The organism is Streptomyces liliifuscus (genome assembly GCF_016598615.1).
Lineage (GTDB): Bacteria > Actinomycetota > Actinomycetes > Streptomycetales > Streptomycetaceae > Streptomyces > Streptomyces liliifuscus.
Window position 1 is genome coordinate 5,557,573 of record NZ_CP066831.1, and the last position, 25,227, is coordinate 5,582,799.

The 25,227-nt window shown below is 69.7% G+C and carries 23 protein-coding genes; 13 read left to right on the forward strand and 10 right to left on the reverse strand.

Annotated elements, in window-relative coordinates:
- Window positions 1-154 precede the first annotated feature (154 nt).
- The 3 genes from pdhA to JEQ17_RS23820 are packed head-to-tail and all read left to right on the forward strand — an operon-like array spanning window position 155 to window position 3,802.
- Window positions 155-1,321: a pyruvate dehydrogenase (acetyl-transferring) E1 component subunit alpha gene (gene pdhA, locus JEQ17_RS23810; RefSeq protein ID WP_200397106.1), complete on the forward strand. Its 1,167-nt coding sequence runs from the start codon at window positions 155-157 to the stop codon at window positions 1,319-1,321.
- Between the two features lie 2 nt (window positions 1,322-1,323).
- Entirely contained in the window at window positions 1,324-2,304 is a 981-nt protein-coding gene (locus tag JEQ17_RS23815; protein ID WP_143641408.1) for an alpha-ketoacid dehydrogenase subunit beta, read from the forward strand.
- Between the two features lie 10 nt (window positions 2,305-2,314).
- Entirely contained in the window at window positions 2,315-3,802 is a 1,488-nt protein-coding gene (locus tag JEQ17_RS23820) for a dihydrolipoamide acetyltransferase family protein (RefSeq protein WP_200397107.1), read from the forward strand.
- A gap of 180 nt (window positions 3,803-3,982) precedes the next feature.
- Here JEQ17_RS23820 and JEQ17_RS23825 read toward each other — a convergent pair whose 3' ends face one another.
- The gene (locus tag JEQ17_RS23825) at window positions 3,983-4,879 is read right to left on the reverse strand and encodes a D-alanyl-D-alanine carboxypeptidase family protein (RefSeq protein WP_200397108.1); all 897 of its coding nucleotides are present in this window, start codon (window positions 4,877-4,879) and stop codon (window positions 3,983-3,985) included.
- Window positions 4,880-5,106: 227 nt separating this feature from the next.
- Between JEQ17_RS23825 and JEQ17_RS23830 the strand changes: the two genes are divergently transcribed.
- Entirely contained in the window at window positions 5,107-5,757 is a 651-nt protein-coding gene (locus JEQ17_RS23830) for a GntR family transcriptional regulator (protein WP_200397109.1), read from the forward strand.
- Window positions 5,754-7,064, forward strand: coding sequence for an MFS transporter (locus tag JEQ17_RS23835; protein WP_200397110.1), 1,311 nt, complete (start codon window positions 5,754-5,756; stop codon window positions 7,062-7,064). The genes JEQ17_RS23830 and JEQ17_RS23835 overlap by 4 nt, the downstream gene beginning before the upstream one ends.
- Window positions 7,065-7,213: 149 nt before the next feature.
- Here JEQ17_RS23835 and JEQ17_RS23840 read toward each other — a convergent pair whose 3' ends face one another.
- Complete coding sequence (locus JEQ17_RS23840; protein WP_200397111.1) at window positions 7,214-8,038, reverse strand: maleylpyruvate isomerase family mycothiol-dependent enzyme; 825 nt, start codon at window positions 8,036-8,038, stop codon at window positions 7,214-7,216.
- A 154-nt stretch (window positions 8,039-8,192) separates the two neighbouring features.
- Here JEQ17_RS23840 and JEQ17_RS23845 point away from each other — a divergent pair, with 154 nt between their 5' ends.
- Window positions 8,193-8,987, forward strand: a complete 795-nt coding sequence (locus JEQ17_RS23845; RefSeq protein WP_200397112.1) for a carbon-nitrogen family hydrolase — start codon at window positions 8,193-8,195, stop codon at window positions 8,985-8,987.
- A gap of 196 nt (window positions 8,988-9,183) precedes the next feature.
- On the opposite strand, the gene JEQ17_RS23850 is transcribed toward JEQ17_RS23845, so the two are convergent.
- A complete protein-coding gene (locus tag JEQ17_RS23850) occupies window positions 9,184-9,678 on the reverse strand; it encodes an LURP-one-related/scramblase family protein (protein ID WP_200397113.1) in 495 nt (164 codons plus the stop codon).
- Entirely contained in the window at window positions 9,675-10,727 is a 1,053-nt protein-coding gene (locus JEQ17_RS23855) for a GlxA family transcriptional regulator (RefSeq protein ID WP_200397114.1), read from the reverse strand. Before JEQ17_RS23855 ends, JEQ17_RS23850 begins: the two co-directional genes overlap by 4 nt.
- 52 nt (window positions 10,728-10,779) lie before the next feature.
- Here JEQ17_RS23855 and JEQ17_RS23860 point away from each other — a divergent pair, with 52 nt between their 5' ends.
- A complete protein-coding gene (locus JEQ17_RS23860; protein ID WP_200397115.1) occupies window positions 10,780-11,181 on the forward strand; it encodes a cupin domain-containing protein in 402 nt (133 codons plus the stop codon).
- Between the two features lie 81 nt (window positions 11,182-11,262).
- Here JEQ17_RS23860 and JEQ17_RS23865 read toward each other — a convergent pair whose 3' ends face one another.
- The 3 genes from JEQ17_RS23865 to JEQ17_RS23875 form a co-directional block, all read right to left on the reverse strand.
- Window positions 11,263-11,508 (reverse strand): hypothetical protein, encoded by a 246-nt coding sequence (locus JEQ17_RS23865; protein ID WP_200397116.1) that lies wholly within the window; start codon window positions 11,506-11,508, stop codon window positions 11,263-11,265.
- A 134-nt stretch (window positions 11,509-11,642) separates the two neighbouring features.
- Window positions 11,643-12,941 (reverse strand): M18 family aminopeptidase, encoded by a 1,299-nt coding sequence (locus JEQ17_RS23870; RefSeq protein ID WP_200397117.1) that lies wholly within the window; start codon window positions 12,939-12,941, stop codon window positions 11,643-11,645.
- Window positions 12,942-13,189: 248 nt separating this feature from the next.
- Window positions 13,190-15,016, reverse strand: coding sequence for an acyl-CoA dehydrogenase (locus tag JEQ17_RS23875; RefSeq protein WP_200397118.1), 1,827 nt, complete (start codon window positions 15,014-15,016; stop codon window positions 13,190-13,192).
- Between the two features lie 276 nt (window positions 15,017-15,292).
- On the opposite strand from JEQ17_RS23875, the gene JEQ17_RS23880 reads away from it, so the two are divergent.
- Both JEQ17_RS23880 and JEQ17_RS23885 read left to right on the forward strand, forming a co-directional pair.
- On the forward strand, window positions 15,293-15,790 hold the full coding sequence (locus JEQ17_RS23880; protein ID WP_200397119.1) for an SseB family protein: 498 nt from the start codon (window positions 15,293-15,295) through the stop codon (window positions 15,788-15,790).
- Between the two features lie 230 nt (window positions 15,791-16,020).
- On the forward strand, window positions 16,021-16,992 hold the full coding sequence (locus JEQ17_RS23885) for a pirin family protein (RefSeq protein WP_200397120.1): 972 nt from the start codon (window positions 16,021-16,023) through the stop codon (window positions 16,990-16,992).
- Between the two features lie 135 nt (window positions 16,993-17,127).
- Here the strand turns inward: JEQ17_RS23885 and JEQ17_RS23890 are convergent, their stop codons facing one another.
- The gene (locus JEQ17_RS23890) at window positions 17,128-18,519 is read right to left on the reverse strand and encodes a cytochrome P450 (protein ID WP_200397121.1); all 1,392 of its coding nucleotides are present in this window, start codon (window positions 18,517-18,519) and stop codon (window positions 17,128-17,130) included.
- A gap of 91 nt (window positions 18,520-18,610) precedes the next feature.
- Here JEQ17_RS23890 and JEQ17_RS23895 point away from each other — a divergent pair, with 91 nt between their 5' ends.
- Window positions 18,611-19,717 carry an AI-2E family transporter gene (locus JEQ17_RS23895; RefSeq protein ID WP_234048331.1) on the forward strand — a complete coding sequence of 369 codons (1,107 nt, stop codon included), beginning with the start codon at window positions 18,611-18,613 and terminating at the stop codon, window positions 19,715-19,717.
- On the opposite strand, the gene JEQ17_RS23900 is transcribed toward JEQ17_RS23895, so the two are convergent.
- Entirely contained in the window at window positions 19,714-21,939 is a 2,226-nt protein-coding gene (locus JEQ17_RS23900; protein ID WP_200397122.1) for a SpoIIE family protein phosphatase, read from the reverse strand. The genes JEQ17_RS23895 and JEQ17_RS23900 overlap by 4 nt on opposite strands.
- Window positions 21,940-22,117: 178 nt before the next feature.
- Between JEQ17_RS23900 and aspS the strand changes: the two genes are divergently transcribed.
- The gene (gene aspS / locus JEQ17_RS23905) at window positions 22,118-23,881 is read left to right on the forward strand and encodes an aspartate--tRNA ligase (protein ID WP_200397123.1); all 1,764 of its coding nucleotides are present in this window, start codon (window positions 22,118-22,120) and stop codon (window positions 23,879-23,881) included.
- A 138-nt stretch (window positions 23,882-24,019) separates the two neighbouring features.
- Here the strand turns inward: aspS and JEQ17_RS23910 are convergent, their stop codons facing one another.
- Complete coding sequence (locus JEQ17_RS23910; RefSeq protein ID WP_200397124.1) at window positions 24,020-24,316, reverse strand: hypothetical protein; 297 nt, start codon at window positions 24,314-24,316, stop codon at window positions 24,020-24,022.
- 369 nt (window positions 24,317-24,685) lie between these two features.
- Between JEQ17_RS23910 and JEQ17_RS23915 the strand changes: the two genes are divergently transcribed.
- Together JEQ17_RS23915 and JEQ17_RS23920 are read left to right on the forward strand one after the other, a co-directional pair.
- Entirely contained in the window at window positions 24,686-24,856 is a 171-nt protein-coding gene (locus tag JEQ17_RS23915) for a hypothetical protein (RefSeq protein ID WP_160147698.1), read from the forward strand.
- A 79-nt stretch (window positions 24,857-24,935) separates the two neighbouring features.
- Window positions 24,936-25,226: a hypothetical protein gene (locus tag JEQ17_RS23920; protein ID WP_200397125.1), complete on the forward strand. Its 291-nt coding sequence runs from the start codon at window positions 24,936-24,938 to the stop codon at window positions 25,224-25,226.
- Window position 25,227 lies beyond the last annotated feature (1 nt).

The window sequence follows — 25,227 nt, forward strand, 5'->3', positions numbered from 1 at the left end:
AGCACTGGGTAACGTGCTATGTGCAGGGCGCTCGCCGGGGCACCTGTCACGCCTGTTCCCGGCCGAGCACCCACCCCGTGCGCGGGTACGGAGATCAGGCGAGCCGCACTGGTCACCCGGCAACCCCGGGGGCCGGACCGACGGAGGAGCACACGTGACCGTGGAGAGCACTGCCGCGCGCAAGCCGCGACGCAGCGCCGGTACCAAGCGCACCGCTGCGAAGAAGCCGCCGGGCGACCGGCCCGAGCTCGTACAGCTGCTGACGCCCGAGGGCAAGCGCGTCAAGAATGGCGAATATGACGCGTACGTAGCCGACATCACCCCCGAAGAGCTCCGCGGCCTGTACCGCGACATGGTGCTCACCCGACGCTTCGACGCCGAGGCCACCTCCCTGCAGCGCCAGGGCGAGCTGGGCCTGTGGGCCTCGCTGCTCGGCCAGGAGGCCGCCCAGATCGGCTCCGGACGGGCCACCCGCGAGGACGACTACGTCTTCCCGACCTACCGTGAGCACGGCGTGGCCTGGTGCCGCGGGGTCGACCCGACCAACCTCCTCGGCATGTTCCGCGGCGTGAACAACGGCGGCTGGGACCCGAACAGCAACAACTTCCACCTCTACACGATCGTCATCGGCTCGCAGACGCTGCACGCCACCGGCTACGCCATGGGTGTGGCCAAGGACGGCGCCGACTCGGCCGTGATCGCGTACTTCGGGGACGGCGCCTCCAGCCAGGGCGACGTCGCTGAATCGTTCACCTTCTCCGCGGTCTACAACGCTCCCGTCGTGTTCTTCTGCCAGAACAACCAGTGGGCCATCTCCGAGCCCACCGAGCGCCAGACCCGCGTGCCGCTCTACCAGCGCGCGCAGGGCTACGGCTTCCCGGGTGTCCGCGTCGACGGCAACGACGTCCTCGCCTGCCTCGCCGTCACCAAGTGGGCGCTGGAGCGGGCCCGCCGGGGCGAGGGGCCCACCCTCGTCGAGGCGTACACGTACCGCATGGGCGCCCACACCACCTCCGACGACCCGACCAAGTACCGGGCCGACGAGGAGCGCGAGGCGTGGGAGGCGAAGGACCCGATCCAGCGCATGCGCACGTACCTGGAGGCTTCAAACCACGCGGACGAGGGATTCTTCGCGGAACTTGAGGCCGAGAGCGAGGCGTTGGGAAGGCGAGTGCGCGAAGTGGTCCGCGCCATGCCGGACCCGGACCACTTCGCCATCTTCGAGAACGTGTACGCGGACGGGCACGCGCTCGTCGACGAGGAGCGGGCCCAGTTCGCCGCCTACCAGGCGTCGTTCGCCGATGAAGGGGAGGGCAAGTAGCGATGACCGCGGAAAAGATGGCATTGGCCAAGGCGATCAACGAATCGCTGCGCACGGCCCTCGACGCCGACCCCAAGGTCCTGATCATGGGCGAGGACGTCGGCAAGCTCGGCGGTGTGTTCCGCGTGACCGACGGTCTGCAGAAGGACTTCGGCGAGGAGCGGGTCATCGACACCCCGCTCGCCGAGTCGGGCATCGTCGGCACGGCGATCGGCCTCGCACTGCGCGGCTACCGCCCGGTGGTGGAGATCCAGTTCGACGGCTTCGTCTTCCCCGCCTACGACCAGATCGTCACGCAGCTCGCGAAGATGCACGCGCGGGCGCTCGGCAAGATCAAGCTCCCCGTCGTGATCCGCATTCCGTACGGCGGCGGCATCGGCGCGGTCGAGCACCACTCCGAGTCCCCGGAAGCGCTGTTCGCGCATGTCGCGGGCCTCAAGGTGGTCTCCCCGTCGAACGCCTCCGACGCGTACTGGATGATGCAGCAGGCCATCCAGAGCGACGACCCGGTGATCTTCTTCGAGCCCAAGCGGCGCTACTGGGACAAGTCCGAGGTGAACCGCGAGGCGATCCCCGGCCCGCTGCACAAGGCGCGCGTGGTGCGCGAGGGCAGCGACCTCACACTGGCCGCGTACGGCCCGATGGTGAAGGTCTGCCAGGAGGTCGCGGCCGCCGCCCAGGAGGAGGGCAAGTCCCTCGAAGTGGTGGACCTGCGGTCCATGTCCCCCATCGACTTCGACTCCATCCAGGCCTCGGTCGAGAAGACCCGCCGCCTGGTCGTGGTCCACGAGGCACCGGTGTTCCTGGGGACGGGCGCGGAGATCGCGGCCCGCATCACGGAGCGGTGCTTCTACCACCTGGAGGCACCCGTGCTGAGGGTCGGCGGCTATCACGCGCCGTACCCGCCGGCACGGCTGGAGGAGGAGTACCTGCCTGGCCTGGACCGGGTGCTCGACGCCGTCGACCGCTCGCTGGCGTACTGAGGAGAGGGTCGTGACGACGATGACTGAGACTGCCTCGGGACTTCGCGAGTTCAAGATGCCCGACGTGGGCGAGGGTCTGACCGAGGCGGAGATCCTCAAGTGGTACGTCAAGGCCGGTGACACGGTCACCGACGGCCAGGTGGTGTGCGAGGTCGAGACCGCCAAGGCCGCCGTCGAGCTGCCGATTCCCTTCGACGGGGTGGTGCACGAGCTGCGCTTCCCCGAGGGGACGACGGTGGACGTCGGCCAGGTGATCATCGCGGTGGACGTGAACGGCGGGGCCGCGCCGGTGGCCGAGGCGCAGGCTCCGGCCGCGTCCGCTCCCGCCGCGTCCGCCGAGGCGGCTCCCGCCGAGCGGGCCGAAGCTCCGCCGGAGAAGCCCGCCGCTTCCGACGAGAAGCCCAAGCCCGCGGGCCGCACGCCGGTCCTCGTCGGGTACGGGGTCTCGGAGTCCTCCACGAAGCGCCGCCCCCGCAGGGGAGTTCCGGCCCAGCAGCCCGAAGCCGCCGCGGCGAAGGTGGCCGTCCAGAGCGAGCTCAACGGACACGGGCACGCGGCTCCGGCGGCACGCCCGCTCGCCAAGCCGCCGGTGCGCAAGCTCGCCAAGGATCTCGGCGTCGACCTGGCGACGGTCACGCCGTCCGGTCCCGACGGGATCATCACGCGCGAGGACGTGCACGCGGCGGTCGCCCCCGCCGCTCCCGTTCAGGAGACCCCGGCCACGGCGGCGCCCGCGTCGGCGCCCGCTCCCGTCCGGGCCCCGGCCCCGGCCGCCACGTACGACGGCGCCCGGGAGACCCGTATCCCGGTCAAGGGTGTCCGCAAGGCGACCGCGGCCGCGATGGTCGGCTCGGCGTTCACCGCGCCGCATGTCACCGAGTTCGTCACGGTGGACGTGACGCGCACGATGAAGCTGGTCGAGGAGATCAAGCGGGCCCCCGACACATATGGGCTGCAGGGGCTGCGGGTCAATCCGCTGCTGCTTATCGCCAAGGCCCTGCTGGTCGCCATCAAGCGCCACCCGGAGGTCAACGCCTCGTGGGACGAGGCCAACCAGGAGATCGTCCAGAAGCACTATGTGAACCTGGGCATCGCCGCCGCCACGCCCCGCGGCCTGATCGTCCCGAACATCAAGGACGCTCACGCCAAGACCCTGCCCCAGCTCGCCGAATCGCTCGGGGAGCTGGTCGCCACCGCCCGCGACGGCAAGACGTCACCGGCGGCCATGCAGGGCGGCACGGTGACGATCACGAACGTCGGTGTGTTCGGCGTCGACACCGGTACGCCGATTCTCAACCCCGGTGAGTCTGCGATTCTCGCCGTCGGCTCGATCAAGCTCCAGCCGTGGGTCCACAAGGGGAAGGTCAAGCCTCGTCAGGTGACGACGTTGGCGCTGTCCTTCGACCACCGCCTGGTGGACGGGGAGCTCGGCTCCAAGGTGCTGGCGGATGTGGCGGCGATCCTGGAGCAGCCCAAGCGGCTGATCACTTGGGGGTAGTGGTTCGGCTGCGGGTGCGTGGGGGCTGGTCGCGCAGTTCCCCGCGCCCCTGAAGGCAAAAGAATGCGCAGTTCCCCGCGCCCCTGTCTTTCAGGGGCGCGGGGAACTGCGCGATCAGCCACATACGGCCCGCAGACGAAGGACGGGCCGAAGCCCGCCCTCTCTCCGCGGAGTGGCCGGCTACTTCTTGAAGGCGTAGTCCATCAGCTTCTTCGCGTCGGACTCGCGAGCCGAGATCGACGACGAGGCAAGAACCGTGCCGATCACCGTCTTCCCGTTGCGGGTCGCGGCGAAGACCAGGCAGTACTTGGCCTCGGGGCCGGAGCCGGTCTTGAGGCCGATGGTGCCGCTGTAGCTGCTGAGCAGACCGTTGGTGTTGGTCCACGCCGCCATCGTGCGGGTGCCACCGGTCTTCGTCACGGTCTTCGCCGTGTACTTCTTCGTCTTCACGATCGCGCGGAAGTTGCCGTTCTTCATCGCGCTGCTGGCGATCTTCGTCAGGTCGCGCGGCGTCGAGTAGTTCGAGCCGCTGCCGATCCCGTCGAACGAGTCGAACTTCGTGTTCGTCAGGCCGAGGTCCTTGGCCTGCTTGTTCATCTTGCCGATGAACGACTTCACCCGGGCGGCACGTGTCGAGCCGGCGCCGAACTTGTCGGCGAGCGCGTACGCGGCGTCGCAGCCGGACGGCAGCATCAGCCCGTACAGCAGCTGGCGGACGGTGACCTTGTCGCCGACGATCAGGCGGGCCGACGAGGCGTTCTTGGAGACGATGTAGTCGCTGTACGCCTTCTGGATGGTGACCTTGGCGTCCAGGTTGAGGTTCGGCTGCGACAGCACGACCTTCGCGGTCATGATCTTCGTCGTGGAACCGGTGGAACGGCGGGTGTCCGCGGCCTTGGTGTAGAGCGTCTTGGCCGTGCCGTTGTTCATCACGTAGCCGCCCTTGGCGACGACCGTGGGGGTGGCGAGGGCCTGCGCGGGCGCCGCGGTGAGGGCTCCGGTCGCGAGCACGGCTCCGGTGGTGACGACCACTGCGGCAGCTCTGCGAATCCGTGCGCCCTTTATGACGGTTATCAAGTCGATTACCCCGATTAGGTTTGAAGGCACCGATAAGTGCCAAATGCCCCAGGATGGCGGACACTTGAGAGTGTCGCCTTCTCGTGTGACACGTGAGTAGCACAAAAGGATGTGCGGTTTCTGAACTGGGGTGCGTTTTCTTACCCGGGCTCTTACCCGGCTCCCCGCCCCGTCCGGATCCTGGACGGCCCGCGACCATGCGTACGTGTTGTATCTATGATGTCGCCATGTCTTTGGCAGTGAAGCAACCACCCGCCGCCGAACGCGTCTACGCGCACGTCAAGCAGGCTGTGCTGGAGCGTCGTTACGAGGGCGGGACCCTGCTCACCGAGGGCGAACTGGCCGACGCGGTCGGGGTTTCACGGACGCCCGTGCGCGAGGCGCTGCTCAAGCTGGAGGTCGAGGGACTGATCCGGCTCTACCCGAAGAAGGGCGCCCTCGTGCTGCCCGTCTCCGCGCAGGAGATCGCGGACGTCGTGGAGACCCGGCAGCTCGTCGAGGAGCACGCGATCCGCAAGGCCGTCCCGGCCTCCCCCGCGCTGATCGAGCGCCTCACCGAACTCCTCGCGAAGCAGAAGGAGCAGGCCGCCGTCGGCGATCTGTCCGGAGCCGCCGTCACCGACCGCTGCTTCCACGCCGAGATCGTCCGCAGCGGGGGCAACGAGATCCTCTCCCGCCTCTACGACCAGCTGCGCGACCGCCAGTTGAGGATGGGCGTCGCAGTGATGCACGCCCACCCCGACCGGATCACCAAGACGCTCACCGAGCACCAGGAGATCCTCGACGCGCTGCGTTCCGGCGACGCGGAGGCGGCCGTCGCCCTGGTCCACCGCCACGTCAGCTGGTTCTCCAACCTGGCGCGGGGGGACGTCCGATGAGCTCGTCCTCCTCCTCGGCGCTCACCCTCCCCGGTGATCCGCCCGGCGGCCGCCGCGCGGTCACCGTCTGGTCGGTCGGCGTCTCCGTCTACTTCGTCGCGGTCATCTTCCGTACGTCGCTGGGGGTGGCCGGCCTCGACGCCGCCGACCGCTTCCACGTCAACGCCTCCGCGCTCTCGACCTTCTCGATCCTGCAGCTCCTCGTCTACGCGGGCATGCAGATACCCGTCGGCCTGATGGTCGACCGGCTCGGCACCAAGAAGGTGCTGACCCTCGGCGTCGTCCTGTTCACGATCGGGCAGCTGGGCTTCGCGCTCTCGCCCTCGTACGGGATGGCGCTGGCCTCGCGCGCGCTGCTCGGGTGCGGTGACGCGATGACGTTCATCAGCGTGCTGCGTCTCGGCTCGCGCTGGTTCCCGGCCCGGCGCGGGCCGATGGTCGCGCAGCTCGCCGGGCTCGTCGGCATGGCGGGCAACCTCGTCTCGACGCTCGTCATCGCCCGGCTGCTGCACGGCGTCGGCTGGACGGCCGCCTTCGCGGGCAGCTCGGTCGCCGGCGTGGTCGTCCTCGTCCTGATGCTGCTGTTTCTGAAGGACCACCCGGAGGGGCACGAGCCGGAGCCGTTCCCGCACCACGGAGCCGCGTACGTACGCCGCCAGATCGCGGCGTCCTGGCGGGAGCCCGGCACCCGGCTCGGGTTGTGGGTGCACTTCACGACGCAGTTCCCGGCGATGGTGTTCCTGCTGCTGTGGGGGCTGCCGTTCCTCGTCGAGGCCCAGGGCCTGTCGCGGGCGGCGGCCGGGGAACTCCTCACGCTGGTCGTGCTCTCCAACATGCTCATCGGCCTCGTGTACGGGCAGATCGTCGCCCGGCACCATGCGGCGCGGCTGCCGTTGGCGCTCGGTACGGTGCTTTCGACTGCCGTCGTGTGGGGCGCGACGCTCGCCTATCCCGCCGATCGTGCGCCGATGTGGCTGCTGGTCGTGCTGTGTGTGGTTCTCGGTGCGTGCGGGCCCGCGTCGATGCTCGGGTTCGACTTCGCGCGGCCCGCGAATCCGCCGGAGCGTCAGGGGACTGCCTCCGGCATCACCAACATGGGCGGTTTCGTCGCCTCCATGACGACGTTGTTCGCGATCGGGGTGCTGCTGGATGCCACCTCGGGCGACTACTCGGTCGCGTTCTCCGTGGTGTTCGTTCTGCAGGCGCTCGGGGTCAGTCAGATATTGCGGTTGAGGAAGCAGGCGGCTCGGCGGGAGCGGGAGCGGTTGGTTGCCAGTCGGGTGGAAACGGTTCACGTTCCGGCTTAGGCCAGGCCTGGCCTGGCCCGGTGGGGGTGGGGCGGGGTGGTTTTCTCGCCCCCGCCGCCCCTTCCCGTCCCGAACCTGGGGCTCCGCCCCAGACCCCGCTCCTCAAACGCCGGAGGGGCTGGGATTGACGCCGGAGGGGGTGGATTTGGTCAGGGCGTGACCGCGAAGTTCCGCAGGATTGCCGCTGTCAGTTCCGGGTCGCCCTCTGTCTTGAGGCGGTCTGCCACCGCTTCAGGGGTTACGCGGCCGCAGGCCAGGCGGAAGTAGGTTTCCCAGTCGAGGGTGAGGGTGGCGGCCGGGCCGAGGGAGGGGGCGCCGTCTATCGAGCCGGTGCCCTCCGCGTCGACGCGGACCGTGCGCAGGAATTCGAGGGGGCCGTGTACGTCGAAGACGACGGCCGAGTTCGGCGGGGCGCCCGCGTCCTTGGCGACGACCTTCGGGAGCCTGCTGAGCAGGACGTCGCGGGCGACGTACGCGCCGGGGGAGTCGAGGTTGCCGGGGCGGCCGAGGGCGGTGCGCAGGTCCTGCTCGTGCACCCAGAGGTCGAACGACCGGTTGCGCATGGACTCTTCGAGCGTGACCTCGGTGCTGAGCGGGCCGCGGACGAGGGCGTCCGGCTGCCGTGACTCGTTCCGCAGCTGGCGGTTGCGGCGGATGATCGTGTACTCCAGCTCGGAGGTCATCTCCGGGGCGGTGTGGTGACGGCGTACGTCGACCTGCATCTCCATGTACCGCTGGTGTTCGTTCGTCACGTGGTACAGGTCGCGGGGGAGCGTGTGGATCGGCCGGGGGTCGCCCAGCATCTCGCAGTCGAGGCCGATGACATGCGAGACGAGGTCGCGCACCGACCAGCCGGGGCATGGAGTCCGCCGGTTCCATTCCCCCTCCACCAGCGGCGACACCAGTTCGGATATCGCGTCGATGGAGTGGGTCCAGGCGTCGGCGTAGGACTGAAGGCTGGGATGCAGACTCACGGAACGGGACCCCTCGGGCGGTTGGACGCGGGCAGTGCACAGTCAGCGGGTGTCTTGGGACGCTAAGTTACGCTGCTGTGAGGCACCCCGGCAGTGCTTTCGTGTGACGATCGTAGGCCCGTATCAAAGGCTCGAATGCCAGGACGGTGGTAGTGTGCGCGCCTCCCTGCTCCAGATCGCTGTGGACGAGGGCGAATCGATCGACTCCCGCAGGGAGCATGTCGCCTCGCTGGTACGGGAACAGGCCGGTGCCGACCTGGTCGTGCTGCCCGAACTGTGGACGACGGGGGCCTTCGCCTTCGAGTCGTTCGGTGCGGAGGCCGAGCCGCTGGAAGGGCCCACCTTCGAGGTGATGGCCAAGGCTGCGAGCGACGCGGGTGTGTGGCTGCACGCAGGTTCGATTCCCGAGCGGGATCCTGAGGGGCCGCTCTACAACACCTCCCTCGTCTTCTCCCCCGCCGGTGAACTTGCCGTCGCCTATCGGAAGATCCATCGGTTCGGCTTCGACAAGGGTGAGGCCGTGTTGATGGGGGCCGGGGCGGAGCTGGTGACGGTTCGGTTGCCCGAGACCGTCGTTGGGCTCGCCACCTGTTATGACCTTCGCTTTCCCGAGTTGTTCCGTGGTCTCGTCGACGCGGGTGCCGAGACCCTGGTGATTCCGGCGGGGTGGCCGGAGCGGCGCAGGGCGCATTGGACGCTGCTGGCTCGGGCTCGGGCCGTCGAGAACCAGGCGTTCGTGCTTGCTTGTGGGACGGCCGGGACGCATGCGGGGGTTCCGCAGGCCGGTCACTCGATCGTGGTTGATCCTTGGGGTGAGGTGTTGGCGGAGGCCGGTTCGGGTGAGGGGGTGCTCTCCGTGGAGTTCGATCCGGCGAAGGTCGGTACGACCCGGGGGCAGTTCCCGGTCCTTCGGGACCGGGTGCTGGGGGTTGAGCGTCCCCACGGGTGAGTCGCCCCCGCCGCCCCTACCCATTCCCGTCCCTTTCTGGGGCTCCGCCCCAGGCCCCGTTGGGTGCGTTGTCGAGTGCGGGTGCGTTGTGGCTGGTCGCGCAGTTCCCCGCGCCCCTAGGTACCCAGGTACCTAGGGGCGCGGGGAACTGCGCAGTCTTTTGGTCTTTTGCGGGTTCGGGGGCGAAGAAAGGGCCTCAGTCTGAATCTCGTTCTCTTTCTGCCAAGTGGATTACGCAGACCGCTACCGCGATCAGCAGGGCCGGGTCCGCGTCGTCGCGTACGACCTCTACGCCGTAGGTCTCCCGGACCCGCAGCCAGCGGCGCGAGATGTGGGCGAGGAGTTCGCCGTCGTACTCGACGACGAACTCCCGGTCGAGGATCTTGCCGCTGACGTCGAGCTCGGTCCCGTCGGCGAGGGCGACGCGGTAGTGGTTGCGCAGGAGGGACAGCCGCTTGCGGCGGATGGTCGCCAGCGGCTCACCACCCCGCTCGACGACCATCGTGTCCCGCAGGGCGAGCATCTTCTTGTGGATGTCGATCAGCACCCGCCCCTCGGCATCCTTCAGCTCGAAGGTGTCCCGCAGCCGCATCGCCTTGCCGTCGACGAGGAAGGCCTTGTGGCCCCGCTCGTCCTCGATCCAGTAGTCGTCACCGATGCCCAGGAGCCGGTCGCGTACGAGGAATTTCATGCTCTTAGCGGTTCCCCGGCAGCAGGTCCGAAACGCCGTCGGTAGGCCGACGGGCTGAGCCCGGTCTCGCGGCGCAGCCGGGCCCGCAGGTTGGCGGCGGTGCCGAGACCGCTGCGTTCGGCGACGACGTCCAGTCGTTCCTCGCCGCGTTCGATGAGCCGGCAGGCCAGTGCCACCCGTTCGCCCGTCAGCCACGCCAGTGGAGTCGTGCCCAGCTGGGCTCGGAAGCGGCGGTGGAGCGTGGCGGGCGACACGGCCGCGTGCGTCGCGAGGTCCGCGACCGTCAGCGGTTCGCCGATCCGGGACTGCGCCCAGGCCAGCAGCGGCGCCAGCGACTCGTCCCGTACGTCGGGCAGGGGGCGTTCGACGAACTGCCGCTGCCCGCCGTCGCGATGGGCGGCGAAGACGAGCCGCCGGGACACGGCGTTCGCGATCTCGGCGCCGTGGTCGCGGCGCACGATGTGCAGGCCGAGGTCGAGCGCGGCCGCGCTGCCCGCCGCGGTCAGCACGTCCCCTTCGTCGACGAAGAGCACGTCCGGCTCCAGCAGAACCTTCGGGTGGAGCTCCCGGAAGAGGTCGGCCCAGCGCCAGTGGGTGGTGGCCCGGCGCCCGTCCAGGATTCCGGCCTCGGCGAGCGCGAAGCTCCCGGTGCACAGGCTCACGACACGGGCCCCGCGGGTGTGGGTGCGCCGGACGGCGTCGAGTACGGCCTCACCGCGCGGCACGACGTTGTCGGGGCGGCCGGGGACGACAAGGGTGTCCGCGTCGTCCACCGCTTCGAGCCCGGGCACCCCGCTCAGCGTGAAGAAGCCGTGGTTCATCCGGACCCCGGGGGTGGGCGTGCACAGCGTCAGCTCGTACAGGGGCTGGGGCAGGCCCAGTTCGGGCCTCGGCAGTCCGAACAGTTCGGTCGCGACGCCGACTTCGAAGGGGTTCGTGCCCTCGTCGACGATCACGGCGACGCGGTGCGGTCGGCGTCCCGGAGACGGAGAGGGAGACGGACGCGGAGACGGACGCGGAGCATGGCGCTGCGAGGATCCTTGCGGCATGTGCGATTTCTAGCACTCGTACGCCCCGGCCGTCCCGCCGCACGATGGACCCATGGCCCAGAACAGCGAACCCGTCTCCCTCGCCGCCGCGCTCGCCTCCTTCGACGACCTGTGGAGCCCGCGCATCGTCACCGCCGTCAACGACTACGACGTACGCCTCGCGAAGGTCGAGGGCGAGCACGTCTGGCACACCCACGACCACACCGACGAGTTCTTCCTGGTCGTGGAGGGCGAACTGCGCATCGCCCTGCGCGAGTCCGGCGGTGAGCGCACGGTGGTCCTGCCTCAGGGCTCGCTCTTCACGGTCCCGCGGGGGACCGAGCACAAGCCGAGTTCGCCCTCCGGCGCGGCGATCATCGTCATTGAGCCCACCGGCACGCTGTCGGTCGGGGACCGCCATGAGGAGGTCCCCGACCATGTGGACGCCACCACCGGGCACGTGCTGAACAGCTGATTCGTACGGCGGTCGGATGCCGTGGCCGTCGGCGGTCGGACGTAGTGGCCGCCGGCGGTCAGATGTCGTGGCCGTCGGCGATCAGACGCCGTAACCGTCGCTGTAGCCGCTGCGGTTGCGCGGCTCCTCGTCGACCACCGGGGCGCCCGGCCGGACCACGACCCGGCGTCGCTTGGCGATGCTGCTGAACGTCGCCACACCGATCAGTCCGACGATCATGAAGATGATGCCGACCAGGTCGAGGTTGACCCCCTGCATGTCCCAGTCGGTCGCGAACGTGAGGATCGCTCCTGTGGCGATCAGAATGATGCACCCGCCCAGGCCCATGGGTGTCGCCTCCTGTTTGAAACACAGTTCGTTCCGGGCCCGGAGACCGTGCGGTTCCCGGGTTCGGGGCGAGTACCCGGACCCGGTCCCTCCATGCAGGGGAGATCTCCGCGGCCTGCCCTCCCGGAACTCGCCTATCCCTCCAGGAACCCCACCAGTGAGTTCGCCAGCAGGAACGGGTCGGTGGCGCCGCAGAGTTCGCGGGCGCTGTGCATCGAGAGGATGGCCACGCCGATGTCGACCGTCTTGATGCCGTGGCGGGCCGCGGTGATGGGACCGATGGTGGTGCCGCAGGGCATGGAGTTGTTGGAGACGAACGTCTGGAAGGGGACGTCGGCCCTCTCGCAGGCGGCGGCCCACACGGCGCGGCCCGAACCGTCCGTCGCGTAGCGGTTGTTGACGTTCACTTTGAGGATCGGGCCGCCGCCCGCGCGCGGGTGGTGCGTCGGGTCGTGCCGCTCGGCGTAGTTCGGGTGCACGGCGTGACCCGTGTCGGAGGAGAGGCAGACCGTGCCGGCGAAGGCACGGGCCCGGTCCTCGTACGAGCCGCCGCGCGCGAACACCGAACGCTCCAGCACGCTGCCGAGCAGCGGCCCGTCCGCTCCCGTGTCCGACTGCGATCCGTTCTCCTCGTGGTCGAACGCCGCGAGGACCGGGATGTAGGAGAGGGTTTCGTCGGCCGTCGCCACGGCCGCCAGCGCCGCCGTACCGGCGTGCACGGACAGCAGGTTGTCCATGCGCGGGCCCGCCAGCAGTTCCTTGTCGCGGCCGAGGTAGGCGGGCGGTTCGATGGAGTGGACCATCAGGTCCCAGCCGGTGGTCTCGCCCTCGGCCAGTCCCGACTCCTCCTCCAGGAAGCGGATCAGGTCGCCGTCGCGCACGTCGTTGCCCAGGCCCCAGATGGGCTGCAGATGCCGCTGCTTGTCGAGCTTGAGGCCGTCCGAGGTGACGGACCGGTCCAGGTGGATGGCGAGTTGGGGCACGCGCAGCAGCGGCCGGTCGATGTTCACCAGCCGCGTCGAGCCGTCCCTGAGCGAGAGCCGTCCGGCCAGGCCCAGGTCCCGGTCGAGCCAGGAGTTGAGGAGCGGGCCGCCGTAGACCTCGACCGCGACCTGCCGCCAGCCGTGCGCACCGCTGTCCGGGCGCGGTTTCACCCGCAGGTTGGGGGAGTCGGTGTGCGCCCCGACGATGCGGAAGGCGGTGTGCGGCTCGGCGCCCTCCGGCACGTACCAGGCGACGATCGCGCCCCCGCGCAGCACGTACTTTCCACCGCTCGTCCCGTCCCACGCGTCGGTCTCCGCGACCTGCCGGAAGCCTGCCTTCTCCAGCCGCTCGGCGGCGTTCGCCACGGCGTGGTACGGGGACGGGCTCACTGCCAGGAAGGACATGAGGTCGTCGGTGTGTCCGCGGTCGAAGCGTGGGGGTGTGCGCATGGGTTCACCTTAACGACGTACGAAGGCCCGCTCCCGGGGATGGGAACGGGCCTTCGTGAGGGGTGTGTACAGACGGTGGGACGGGTCCGGACGTTCGGCGCGAACGTGACGGCTCACGGCCTGGGCGCGGACCCCGCGGGTGCGTGGGGGCACGGGCCTGAGCACCGAGCCCGCGGGTGCGTGGGGACTGGTCGCGCAGTCCCCCGCGCCCCTGAAGAAGGGCGGCAGCCCTCCGAGGCGGGCCCCGGTCAGAACGCCGACTCGTCCAGCTCCATCAGGTCCAGCTCCACGCCCTCGGCGAGCTTGCGCGCACCGGTGACGCCCGGCAGGACGTTCGCAGCGAAGAACTTCGCCGCGGCGATCTTTCCGGAGTAGAAGGGCCGGTCCTTCGCCGAGGCCGTCTCCAGCTTCTCGGCGGCGACTGCGGCACCCTTCAGGAGCAGGTAGCCGACGACCACGTCACCCGACGCCATCAGCAGGCGGGTGCTGTTCAGCCCGACCTTGTAGATGTTCTTGACGTCCTGCTCGGTCGCCGCGAGGTCGGTGAGCATCAGGCCGACGATGGCCTCCAGCTCGACGGCCGCCTTGGCGAGGTGCTCGCGGGCGCCGGACAGCTCCTCGCCGCCGGTGCCGAGCGCCAGGAACTTCTTGATGTCCTCGGCGAGGGAGTTGAGAGCCGCGCCCTGATTGCGGACGATCTTCCGGAAGAAGAAGTCCTGGCCCTGGATCGCGGTCGTGCCCTCGTACAGGGTGTCGATCTTGGCGTCGCGGATGTACTGCTCGATCGGGTACTCCTGGAGGAACCCGGAGCCGCCGAAGGTCTGCAGGGACTGGGCGAGCTGCTCGTAGCCCTTCTCGGAGCCGTAGCCCTTCACGATCGGCAGGAGCAGGTCGTTGAGGGCCTCGAGGGCGGACGCGTCCTCGCCCTCGGCCTCCTTGACCTGGATCTCGTCCTGGAGCGCGGCGGTGTGCAGCACCAGGGCGCGCATGCCCTCCGCGTACGCCTTCTGCGTCATCAGCGAGCGGCGCACGTCCGGGTGGTGCGTGATGGTGACCTTGGGCGCGGTCTTGTCCATGAACTGCGCGAGGTCGGGGCCCTGGACGCGCTCCTTGGCGTACTCCAGGGCGTTCAGGTAGCCCGTGGAGAGCGTGGAGATCGCCTTCGTGCCGACCATCATGCGGGCGAACTCGATGATGCGGAACATCTGGCGGATGCCGTCGTGCTTGTCGCCGATGAGCCAGCCCTTGGCCGGGTGGCGGTCGCCGAACGTCATCTCGCAGGTGTTGGAGGCCTTGAGGCCCATCTTGTGCTCGACGTTCGTCGCGTAGGCGCCGTTGCGCTCGCCCAGCTCGCCGGTCTCGAAGTCGAACTCGTACTTCGGGACGAGGAAGAGGGACAGGCCCTTGGTGCCGGGCCCGGCGCCCTCGGGACGCGCGAGCACGTAGTGGAGGATGTTCTCCGACATGTCGTGCTCACCGGACGTGATGAAGCGCTTGACGCCCTCGATGTGCCAGGAGCCGTCCTCCTGCTCGACCGCCTTGGTGCGGCCCGCGCCCACGTCCGAGCCGGCGTCCGGCTCGGTGAGCACCATGGTGGAGCCCCACTGCTTGTCCACGGCGATCTTCGCGATGTGCTTCTGGACCTCGTTGCCCTCGTCGAAGAGGATGCCCGCGAAGGCCGGGCCGGAGGAGTACATCCACACGGCGGGGTTGGCGCCGAGCACCAGCTCCGCGTACGCCCAGATCAGGGAGCGGGGGGCGGTGGTGCCGCCGATCTCCTCGGGCAGGCCGAGCCGCCAGTACTCGGAGTCCATGAAGGCCTGGTAGGACTTCTTGAAGGACGCCGGGACGGGCGCGGTGTTGGTCTCCGGGTCGAATACCGGGGGGTTGCGGTCGGCGTCCGCGAAGGACTCCGCCAGCTCGTTCTCCGAGAGGCGGGTCAGTTCTTCGAGGATGCTCTTGGCGGTCTCGGTGTCCATCTCCGCGAACGGGCCGGTGCCGTACAGCTTGTCGCGCCCGAGCACCTCGAAGAGGTTGAACTCGATGTCGCGGAGATTCGACTTGTAGTGCCCCATGGCGACGGCTCCGTTAAAGATCGGGGAGGTGGGTGAGTCCTCGGTGACGAGTCCTCGTACCTGGTTCGAGTCTGGTGCGCATCTGGTTCACGTACCAACTAGTAGCTACGATGATGCTACCCGTCGGTAATAAGAATCAACCCCTGATTGCCCAAGTGTGAGCAGGGTCTACATTTCGGGGTCCACCTTCGGGTGGGAGCGCACGACTCCGCCACCTGTTCGAGGAAATCCGCCGGGGGCGACCGGGCGGGCCGCCCCGCCAGTACTCTTGCCCCCATGTACGGCTACGACCAGAACGTGGGACCGGGGCAGCAGCAGTACACGCAGTCCCAGCCGCCGCCGCAGCAGCAGATGCCCGGTGGTGTCGGCGGGGTCGGCGGATACGGCCAGCAGCCGCCGCTCTATCCCGAGCCGTCGCCGCCGTCGCTCGCCGACGCGGTGCGCGCGTTCACCACGGGGTCGCTGACCCCCGAGGACTTCCAGCAGGTCTTCGCCACCTCCAAGGTCTACTGCCCGCGCGGTGACAACCCCGGTTTCCTGGCGCTGCACAACACCCAGCAGCCCGTGATCCCGATGTTCACCTCGCTCAAGGAGCTGCGCCGGTACGCCGGCAAGGAGTCCAAGTACTTCGTGGTCATCGGCGCCGAGGTGATCGACCTGCTCCCCACCGGCTACGGCTTCGTCCTCGACATGGAGGGCGAGCACCGCATCGTCTTCGACGCGAAGGCGGTCGAACAGATGGTCGACTTCGCCATGCGCCGGATGTACGGCTGACCGCGACCGCTCCACAGGCGGCCCACAGACACCGCCCCGCGCAGACGGCAAGCGCGTACTGCCCCGTACGGCCCGCCCGCACGACCGGCCCGTACATCCGGCTCGTGCAACCGGCCCGCACGACCCGCTCCACACCTGACGCCCGGAGGGAATGCCCTCCGGGCGTTCTGCGTTCCAGGTGGCAGAAAGTTCGAGATTCAACTAAACTTCGAGCACAAGGAGGTACCGACATGCCTGCAGTGACCGTCGAGAACCCGCTGACCCTGCCCCGTGTGGCCGCGTCGACCGAGGCCGTGGCACGTCCTGTGCTCGCCGTGACCACCGCGCCGAGCGGATTCGAGGGTGAGGGCTTCCCGGTCCGCCGCGCGTTCGCCGGGATCAACTACCGCCATCTCGACCCGTTCATCATGATGGACCAGATGGGTGAGGTGGAGTACGCGCCGGGCGAGCCCAAGGGCACCCCCTGGCACCCCCACCGCGGCTTCGAGACCGTGACCTACATCATCGACGGCGTCTTCGACCACCAGGACTCCAACGGTGGCGGCGGCACCATCACCAACGGCGACACCCAGTGGATGACCGCGGGCTCGGGCCTCCTGCACATCGAGGCCCCGCCGGAGGCGCTCGTCATGTCCGGCGGTCTCTTCCACGGGCTCCAGCTGTGGGTGAACCTGCCGGCCAAGGACAAGATGATGGCGCCGCGCTACCAGGACATCCGCGGCGGCTCGGTCCAGCTGCTCAGCACGCCCGACGGCGGCGCGCTCCTGCGCGTCATCGCCGGTGAGCTGGACGGCCACCAGGGTCCCGGCATCACGCACACGCCGATCACCATGATCCACGCGACCGTGGCGCCCGGTGCCGAGCTCACCCTCCCGTGGCGCGAGGACTTCAACGCCCTCGCGTACGTGATGGCGGGCCGCGGCAGTGTCGGTACGGACCGTCGCCCGGTCCACACGGGCCAGACGACCGTCTTCGGCGCGGGTTCCTCGCTGACCGTCCGCGCGGACGAGAAGCAGGACGCCAACACCCCGGACCTGGAGGTCGTCATCCTGGGCGGCCAGCCGATCCGGGAGCCGATGGCCCACTACGGCCCGTTCGTGATGAACACCCGCGAGGAACTGCAGCAGGCCTTCGACGACTTCCAGAAGGGCCGCCTCGGCACGATCCCGGCGGTGCACGGGATGACGGAGGGCGGGCTGTAGTCGCCCGTTCGACGCCGGGTCCGCGATCGGCCCGCTGTTCGGTACCGCATGAGAAGGCCCGAAGCCGCAGGTTCGTCCTGCGGCTTCGGGCCTTTCTCGTCGCGTGCGGACAGCCGCGGGTTTCGTTGTGTGCGCTCAGCCGCGGGCCCGCAGCCGTACGCGTGCGGGTCCCGTCGCCTGGAGGGTGATTCCGGCTGTCAGCGGGACCTCCGTGTCCACCGCCTCCAGTTCGTACGAGCGCAGCAGGGCCGCCAGGGCCAGTACGGACTCCAGCATCGAGAAGTGCTGGCCGATGCAGGCGCGCGGGCCGCCGCCGAAGGGGAACCAGGCGTAGCGGTGGCGGGCCGCCTCCCGCTCGGGGGTGAAGCGGTCGGGGTCGAAGCGCTCCGGCTCGTCCCACAGGTCCGGGTGGCGGTGGGTGACCCAGGGCAGGACCAGGACGTCCGCGCCCGCCGGGATCAGATGCCCGTCGACCTCCGCGGCTCCGACCGACCGGCGGCCGACCACCGGAGCGGCCGGGTACAGCCGCATGGCCTCCTTCAGCACCCTTGTCAGATACGGGAGTTCGTCGAGGTCGGCGGCCGAGGGCGCCCGCCCCGACGGCAGCCGGTCGGCCTCCTCGTGGGCCCGCTTCTGGGCCTCGGGGTGACAGGCGAGGAGATGGAGCGCGAAGGCCATGGACGTGGCGGTCGTCTCGTGGCCCGCCACCAGGAAGACCAGCACCTGGTCGCGGAGTTCGGCCGCGTCGAGGCTGCCGTCCTGCTCGCTGCTCGCCCGGGACAGCAGGGAGAGCAGGTCGTCGCCCTCGGCGGAGGCGGTTCCGGCGGAGGCCGCTGCGGCCGTCGCCTCGGCCGCCCTGCGCTCCGCGATGATCCGGTCGCAGACCGCGTACACGGCCTGGGACGCCGCCTCGGCCCGGCGGTTGGAGGGAAGGGGCCAAGAGCGTGGCGGGTTGACGGGGGAGAAGCCGCGCCGCGTCACATACTCGCTGACCACGGGGAAGTTGTCGTGGATGACGTCGACCGCGGCCTCGACGTCCGCGCCGAACAGGATGCGGGAGACCGTGCGCAGCGCGAGCCGGTCCATCTCCCGCACCACGTCGACCACTCCGCCGGCCGCGTCCCGCCAGCGCTCGACCGTGCCGTCGGCCTCCAGCGTGACCGCCGTGGCATAGCTGTCCACCTGCCGTTTCGTGAACAGCGGCTGGATCAGCCGGCGTTGGCGCAGATAGTCGGCGTCCTGCGCGGTGAGCAGGCCGTTGCCGGCGGACCGCCGCAGCTCCTCGTAGAACTGGTTGTCCTTGCGGAAGTTGGCCGCCTGCGAGGCGAGGATCTGCTGCACGCCCTCCGGGGAGAACACGCAGTGCAGCACGGTGCGGGCTCCCGGCGGGCCCGCGGAGAGACGCACCACGTCGCCGTGGTCCCGCCGGGCGCGGAGGAAGACGTCCAGCGAATCGCGCCGGAGGTCGAGTGCCGAGCCGAGCAGGGGGAGGCCTTTGGGCCCTGGTATCTCAGTGATGGCGGCCATGGTTCGCATCATTGCGCACGGGTCCCCGGACAGGTCCCCCTTTCAGCCCTCCCGGAGCGCCGCCCCGCCTGACGCATGGTCAGGTTGAGGCGTGCAGCCCCTGCTTCCGGAGTCCGCCCGGCTCCTGCCCGAACCCGTGCGCCGCGTGGCCGCCTGGTGCGTCGTCGCGCTGCTGGTCACCGGGGTCGTGGTGGTCGGGGTGCGGCTGTGCGTCGAGTTCAAGACCGCGGTGGTGCCGGTGCTGCTCGCGCTGCTCGGGACGGCGCTGCTCGGGCCGCTGTACCGGCGGCTGGTGCGGGCGAAGGTGAACCGGTCGATCGCGGCAGGCGTGACCTGCGCCGCCGTGCTCGCCGTCGTCGGCGGGGCCACGTACATCGTGGTGGCCGCGCTGATCGACACCGGTGACGAGATCATCGCCTCGCTCAAGCAGGCCGCCGAGTCGCTGTCCGAGCACTTCGGGGCGGCCGGCACCTCGCTCGACGACCTCGCCTCCAACGCCAAGGAGCTGCTGGGCAAGTTCGGCGGGACGGCGGCGTCCGGGGTGATCAGCGGGATCAGTGTCGTGGGGCAGGCCATCGCCATGGCCGTGCTCGCTCTGCTGCTCGTCTTCTTCTTCCTGCGGGACTCGCACCGGGCGGCCGGGACCCTGCGCTCGCTGGTGCCGCGGGGCTCGGGCGACATGACCGAGGCGATGGCGCGGCGGGCCTACCAGGCCGTCGAGGGATTCATGCGCGGGACGACGTTCATCGCGCTCATCGACGCGATCTGCATCACCGTGGGGCTGCTCGTGCTGCGGGTGCCGGGGGCCGTCGGGCTCGGCGCGCTCGTGTTCGTCGGCGCTTACATCCCCTACCTGGGTGCTTTTCTCTCCGGCGCGGTGGCGATCCTGGTGGCGCTCGCGGACCGCGGTTTCGTGATCGCGCTGTGGGCGCTGGGCGTCGTCCTGGCCGTGCAGGTCCTTGAGGGCCATGTGCTCCAGCCGATGATCCAGAGCCGGACCGTGCAGATGCACCCCGCCGTCGTCATGCTGGCGATCACCGCGGGCGCGTCGGTGGCGGGCATCCTCGGCATGCTGCTGGCGGTGCCCCTGACGGCGGCGGCGTTCGGGGTGATCGCGGAACTGCGGGGGCGCTACGCGGCTCCGGGGACCTCGGATGGCCCGAAGAGCCCGAAGAGCCCGGACAGCCCGCAGAGTTAGGCGACTCCCGGCAATCCGGAAGCGCCGGGCTCGCCCTCGACGCCCGGCTCCTCGACGCCCAGATCCTCCCCGTCCGGCTCCTCCCCGCCCGGCCCCTCCTCATAGAGCTCGAACCAGATGCTCTTGCCCTCGCCCCGCGGGTCCACCCCCCACGCGTCCGCGAGCAGTTCCATCAGCATCAGGCCCCGCCCGGAGGAGGCCAGTTCGCCGGGATGCCGCTTGTGGGGCAGGTCATCGCTGCCGTCCGTCACCTGGATCCGTATTCGGCGGGCCCCCGCACCGCCTGTCATCTCGGCGACGAGCAGTGCGTCCGCGTCGGTGTGCACGAGGACGTTCGTGACCATCTCGGAGACCAGCAGCACCGCCGAGTCGACCTGGTCGGGGGAGGCCCAGTCGTGCAGGAACTCCCTCAGCTGCTGCCGGGCCCCCGCGACGCGCTCGTGCTCGGCCTGCGCGACGGTCACCATGGTCCGGCGTACGGAGGGCCGCTCGGTCACGGTGTCGCCACAGCCGCAGCTCTCCCCCGCCCTGCTCAGCAGCAGCACCGCTATGTCGTCCTCGCGGCGGTCCACCAGCGGCCCGGTCGTGTGGTGCGAGGAGGGCCCGTGCACGGCCTGGACCAGCGCGTCCGCCAGCTGCTCCATGTCGCCGTCGTGGCTCTCCAGGATCTTGCGGATCCGCCGCCAGCCGGTGTCCAGGTCGTGCCCGCCGGTCTCGATGAGCCCGTCCGTGCAGATCAGCATGGTCTCGCCGGGCTCCAGGACGAGCCGTGTCGTCGGATAGTCGGCGTCCGGATCGATGCCGAGCGGCAGCCCGCCCGCGGTCGGCCGGGTCAGCACGGTCCCGTCTGCCATGCGTATCGCCGGGTCCGGATGCCCGGCCCTGGCTATCTCCAGGACCCCGCTCTCCGGATCGACCTCCACATACAGGCAGGTCGCGAAGCGCAGGTCCGCTATCTCCTCGTCGTACGTGATCCCGTACAGGAAGCGCGAGGCACGCGAGAGGACCGCGTCCGGGCGGTGGCCCTCGGAGGCGTACGCGCGCAGGGCGATCCGGAGCTGGCCCATCAGTCCGGCGGCTCGTACGTCATGGCCCTGGACGTCGCCGATGACAAGGGCGAAGCGACCGCCTTCGGGGCTGTTCCGGGAGGTGCCGCCGGGCAGCGGGATCATGTCGTACCAGTCGCCGCCCACCTGGAGCCCGCCGCCGGTGGGCACATATCGGGCTGCGACGCTCATGCCCGGGATCTGCGGGCCCAGAGTGGGCAGCATCGAGCGCTGGAGGCCGTCCGTGAGCTCCCGCTCGGATTCGGCGACCCCGGCCCGCGAGAGGGCCTGCGCCAGCATCCGCGCGACCGTCGTCAGCACGGAACGTTCGTCGGGCGTGAATGTGACGGGGTACGTGAAGGCCGCCATCCACGCGCCCATCGTGCGCCCCGCGAACGTGAGCGGCAGGAACGCCCAGGACTGGCGGTCGAAGTGCTGGGCGAGCGGCCAGGAGGCCGGATAGCGGTCGCGGTAGTGGTCGGGCGAGGAGAGATAGACGGCACGGCCGGTACGGACGACCTCCGCGGCCGGATAGTCCGTGTCCAGCGGCATCTGGGTGAACGGCTCCTCGTCCCCGGGGTTGTGCCCGTGGTGGCCGATGACCGTCAGCCGGTCGCCCTGCGCGCCGAAGACCGCGAGCCCGTCCGGCGAGAAACCCGGCATCGACAGGCCCGCCGCGACCCTCAGCACCTCCGCCGTGGACCGGGCCTCGGCCAGCGCCCGTCCCGCGTCCAGCAGGAACGCCTCGCGCGAGCGTCTCCAGTCGCCCGTGACCGGCGTACGCGCGGCGGCGCCCGGCTGTGGCTCGGTGACCTCCTGCATGGTGCCGATCAGCTGGTACGACCGGGTGCGCGGGTCGATCGACGGCTTGGAGCGGCTGCGTACGGTACGGATCACATGGCCCTGCTCGTCCATGACCCTCAGCCGCAGCTCGGCGAGTGTGCCCTCGGCGGCGGCGAGCTGGACGACCCCGTTGACCTCGTTCCAGTCGACGGGGTGGAAACGGGCGCGTACACCTGCCTCCGTGAGCACGGTCGGCTCCGCGGGCAGGCCGAGGAGCCGGGAGGCCTCGGCGTCGAGGGTGACCTTCCCGGCGGCGTCGTCCCACCTCCACAGGCCGGTGGCGAGGGTGGCGAGGACGTCCCCCACTGAGGGAAGGGGATCACCGATGCGCATTGCCCCACTGTATGAAGAGGTGAACGAAAGCTGCCACCGAGGCAGGTGAGGGGCGCGTGGGCGCTGAGCGGCAGCCGGTGGCGGAACTATTGCGAACAGCGATCTTGGGTCGGCCGGTAGGCTTGCGGTGTTTCACGTGAAACACCGCCCCCGACCGCGAAGACTGGATGAAACGACGATGCATCGGTACAGGTCCCACACCTGCGGCGAGCTCCGCGCCTCTGACGTCGGCACCGACGTCCGGCTGAGCGGCTGGCTGCACAATCGCCGAGACCTGGGCGGCATCCTCTTCATCGATCTGCGCGACCACTACGGCATCACGCAGCTCGTCGCCCGCCCCGGCACCCCCGCGTACGAGGCCCTGGACAAGCTCTCCAAGGAGTCCACGGTCCGCATCGACGGCAAGGTCGTCTCGCGCGGCACGGAGAACGTGAACGCGGAGCTGCCGACCGGCGAGATCGAGGTCGAGGTGGGCGAGGTCGAGCTGCTCGGCGCGGCCGCCCCGCTGCCCTTCACGATCAACGCCGAGGACGGTGTGAACGAGGAGCGGCGTCTGGAGTACCGCTTCCTCGACCTGCGCCGCGAGCGCATGCACCGCAACATCCTGCTGCGTACGTCGGTCATCTCCGCCATCCGTCACAAGATGACGGCGCTGGGCTTCAACGAGATGGCGACCCCGATCCTCAGCGCCACCTCCCCCGAGGGCGCGCGCGACTTCGTGGTCCCGTCCCGTCTGAACCCGGGCAGGTTCTACGCCCTCCCCCAGGCACCGCAGCAGTTCAAGCAGCTGCTGATGATCTCGGGCTTCGACCGGTACTTCCAGATCGCGCCCTGCTTCCGTGACGAGGACGCGCGCGCGGACCGTTCGCCGGGCGAGTTCTACCAGCTCGACGTGGAGATGTCCTTCGTCGAGCAGGAGGACGTGTTCCAGCCCATCGAGAAGCTCATGACCGAGCTGTTCGAGGAGTTCGGCAACGGCCGGCACGTCACCTCCCCCTTCCCGCGGATCCCGTTCCGCGAGTCGATGCTGAAGTACGGCTCGGACAAGCCGGACCTGCGGGCCCAGCTGGAGCTCGTCGACATCACCGACGTCTTCGAGGGCTCGGAGTTCAAGGCCTTCGCCGGCAAGCACGTACGGGCCCTGCCGGTGCCGGACGTGGCCGCGCAGTCCCGCAAGTTCTTCGACCAGCTCGGTGACTACGCGGTCTCGCAGGGCGCGAAGGGCCTGGCCTGGGTGCGGGTGGCCGAGGACGGTTCGCTGACGGGCCCGATCGCGAAGTTCCTGACCGAGGAGAACGTCGCCGAGCTGACGAAGCGCCTGTCGCTCGCGGCCGGCCACGCCGTCTTCTTCGGCGCGGGCGAGTTCGAAGAGGTCTCGAAGATCATGGGCGCGGTCCGCGTCGAGGCCGCCAAGCGCGCCGGGCACTTCGAGGACGGCGTCTTCCGGTTCTGCTGGATCGTCGACTTCCCGATGTACGAGAAGGACGAGGAGACCGGGAAGCTCGACTTCTCGCACAACCCGTTCTCGATGCCGCAGGGTGGTCTGGAGGCCCTGGAGACCCAGGACCCGCTGGACATCCTCGGCTGGCAGTACGACATCGTCTGCAACGGCGTCGAGCTGTCCTCCGGCGCCATCCGGAACCACGAGCCCGACATCATGCTCAAGGCCTTCGAGATCGCGGGCTACGACCGCGAGACCGTCGAGGAGCAGTTCGCGGGCATGCTCCGCGCCTTCCGCTTCGGCGCCCCGCCGCACGGCGGCATCGCCCCGGGCGTCGACCGCATCGTGATGCTCCTCGCCGACGAGCCGAACATCCGGGAGACCATCGCGTTCCCGCTGAACGGCAACGCGCAGGACCTGATGATGGGCGCGCCGACGGAGCTGGACGAGACGCGACTGCGGGAACTGCACCTCTCGGTGCGGAAGCCTCAGCCGAAGTAGGGCCCCTGGGGGCCCCGCTCTTCTTGGGTTCGGCTCCGCGGGTCCGACTCGCGAGCCGGGCCCGCGGGGCGCTCCGCGGGGCGGTCTCGTTTCGTCTGCGGGTGGGTGGGGGCTGGGCGCGCAGTTCCCCGCGCCCCTTTAGGGGCGCTCTCCGTCTGGAGTGTCCTCAGGGTCCGGCAGGGGTGGGAGTCGCAGGTCGGCCTGTACCGGGCCCTCGTCGTCGTGGCCTCGGGCGTAGCGGTGTATGCGTACCTGGAGGTTCATGCGCCGGGACTCCTTGCTGAGTCGGCGGCGCTCGCGTCGGCCGGCTTCGTCGTCGTCCAGTTCGTTGTACCGTCGGCGGGTCTCCCAGAACGAGCGCTCCTGGGCGGCCGCCGCCTCCCCGGGCGTGATGTCCTCCGGGTCGTCCCGGCTCCCGCCGGATTCGTCTGTCATACGTCACAGAGTGGCATGAAGCGTCGGTCACGGAGAGTTAATTTCCGGAAGCTGCCATGTGGGTGACGAAGATTCTTCGCGCGCCGTAGAGATCCGGACAGCGCGGCTGTGCCACGGCCGTGGCCTTCCCGGGAGTGTCGTGCTTCTTCCCTGGTCGGAGCCACCTTGCGCGGCTTGCCCCCGCAGAAAACGCGCCCTGTTTCACGCTCCTCAACTCCCCCTCGCGCTACGTCACTTACCGGCCATTTGCCTGTTTGACGACAAAGCGTCCCGGCCCACACGCTCCTTGGGCACGCGGTCTCCCTGTTGCTCAGGGTGACTCCGGATGGGCCCCAGGCTGCCCGGGGCCGGACGAGAGGAAGACCAACGATGGCCCGTAGCGCGGAGAAGCAGCAGAAGCCGGTCCGCAAGTCGCTGACCGAGCGCACCCACGACGAGCTGGAGATCGCAGGGTTCGACGAGGTCGAGACCCCCGAGGCGGACATCGTCAGCCTCGGCGGCGCCAGCTACACCAAGATGCTCGGCAAGATCTACGCCTGACCGCTCCCCCCTTGGGGCTCCGGCGTGCGATGCGCCGGGGCCCCGACATCCGTCGCGCCGGACCCCGGAGAGCCCGTCGATGCTGCGCATCACCTCGGAACTGCCCTACTTGGACCAGGCAGGTCATGTCTACGTGCCGCTCGCCGGACCGGCACGGTCCTGTCTGAAGCTCAACCGTCACGCCTCCCGCATCTGGCGCGAGGCCCTGCGCCGCCCCGTGGACCTCGACTCCCTGCCCGAGCTCGACCGCGAGTTCCTCCTCGGCCTCACCCGGAACGGCGTCCTGCGCACCACGCCGGCACCGGCCTCCGCCACAGAACCGGCGTCAGCCTCAGTGGCCTCGCCCGCGTCCCCGTCCGAGGGAGTCTGAG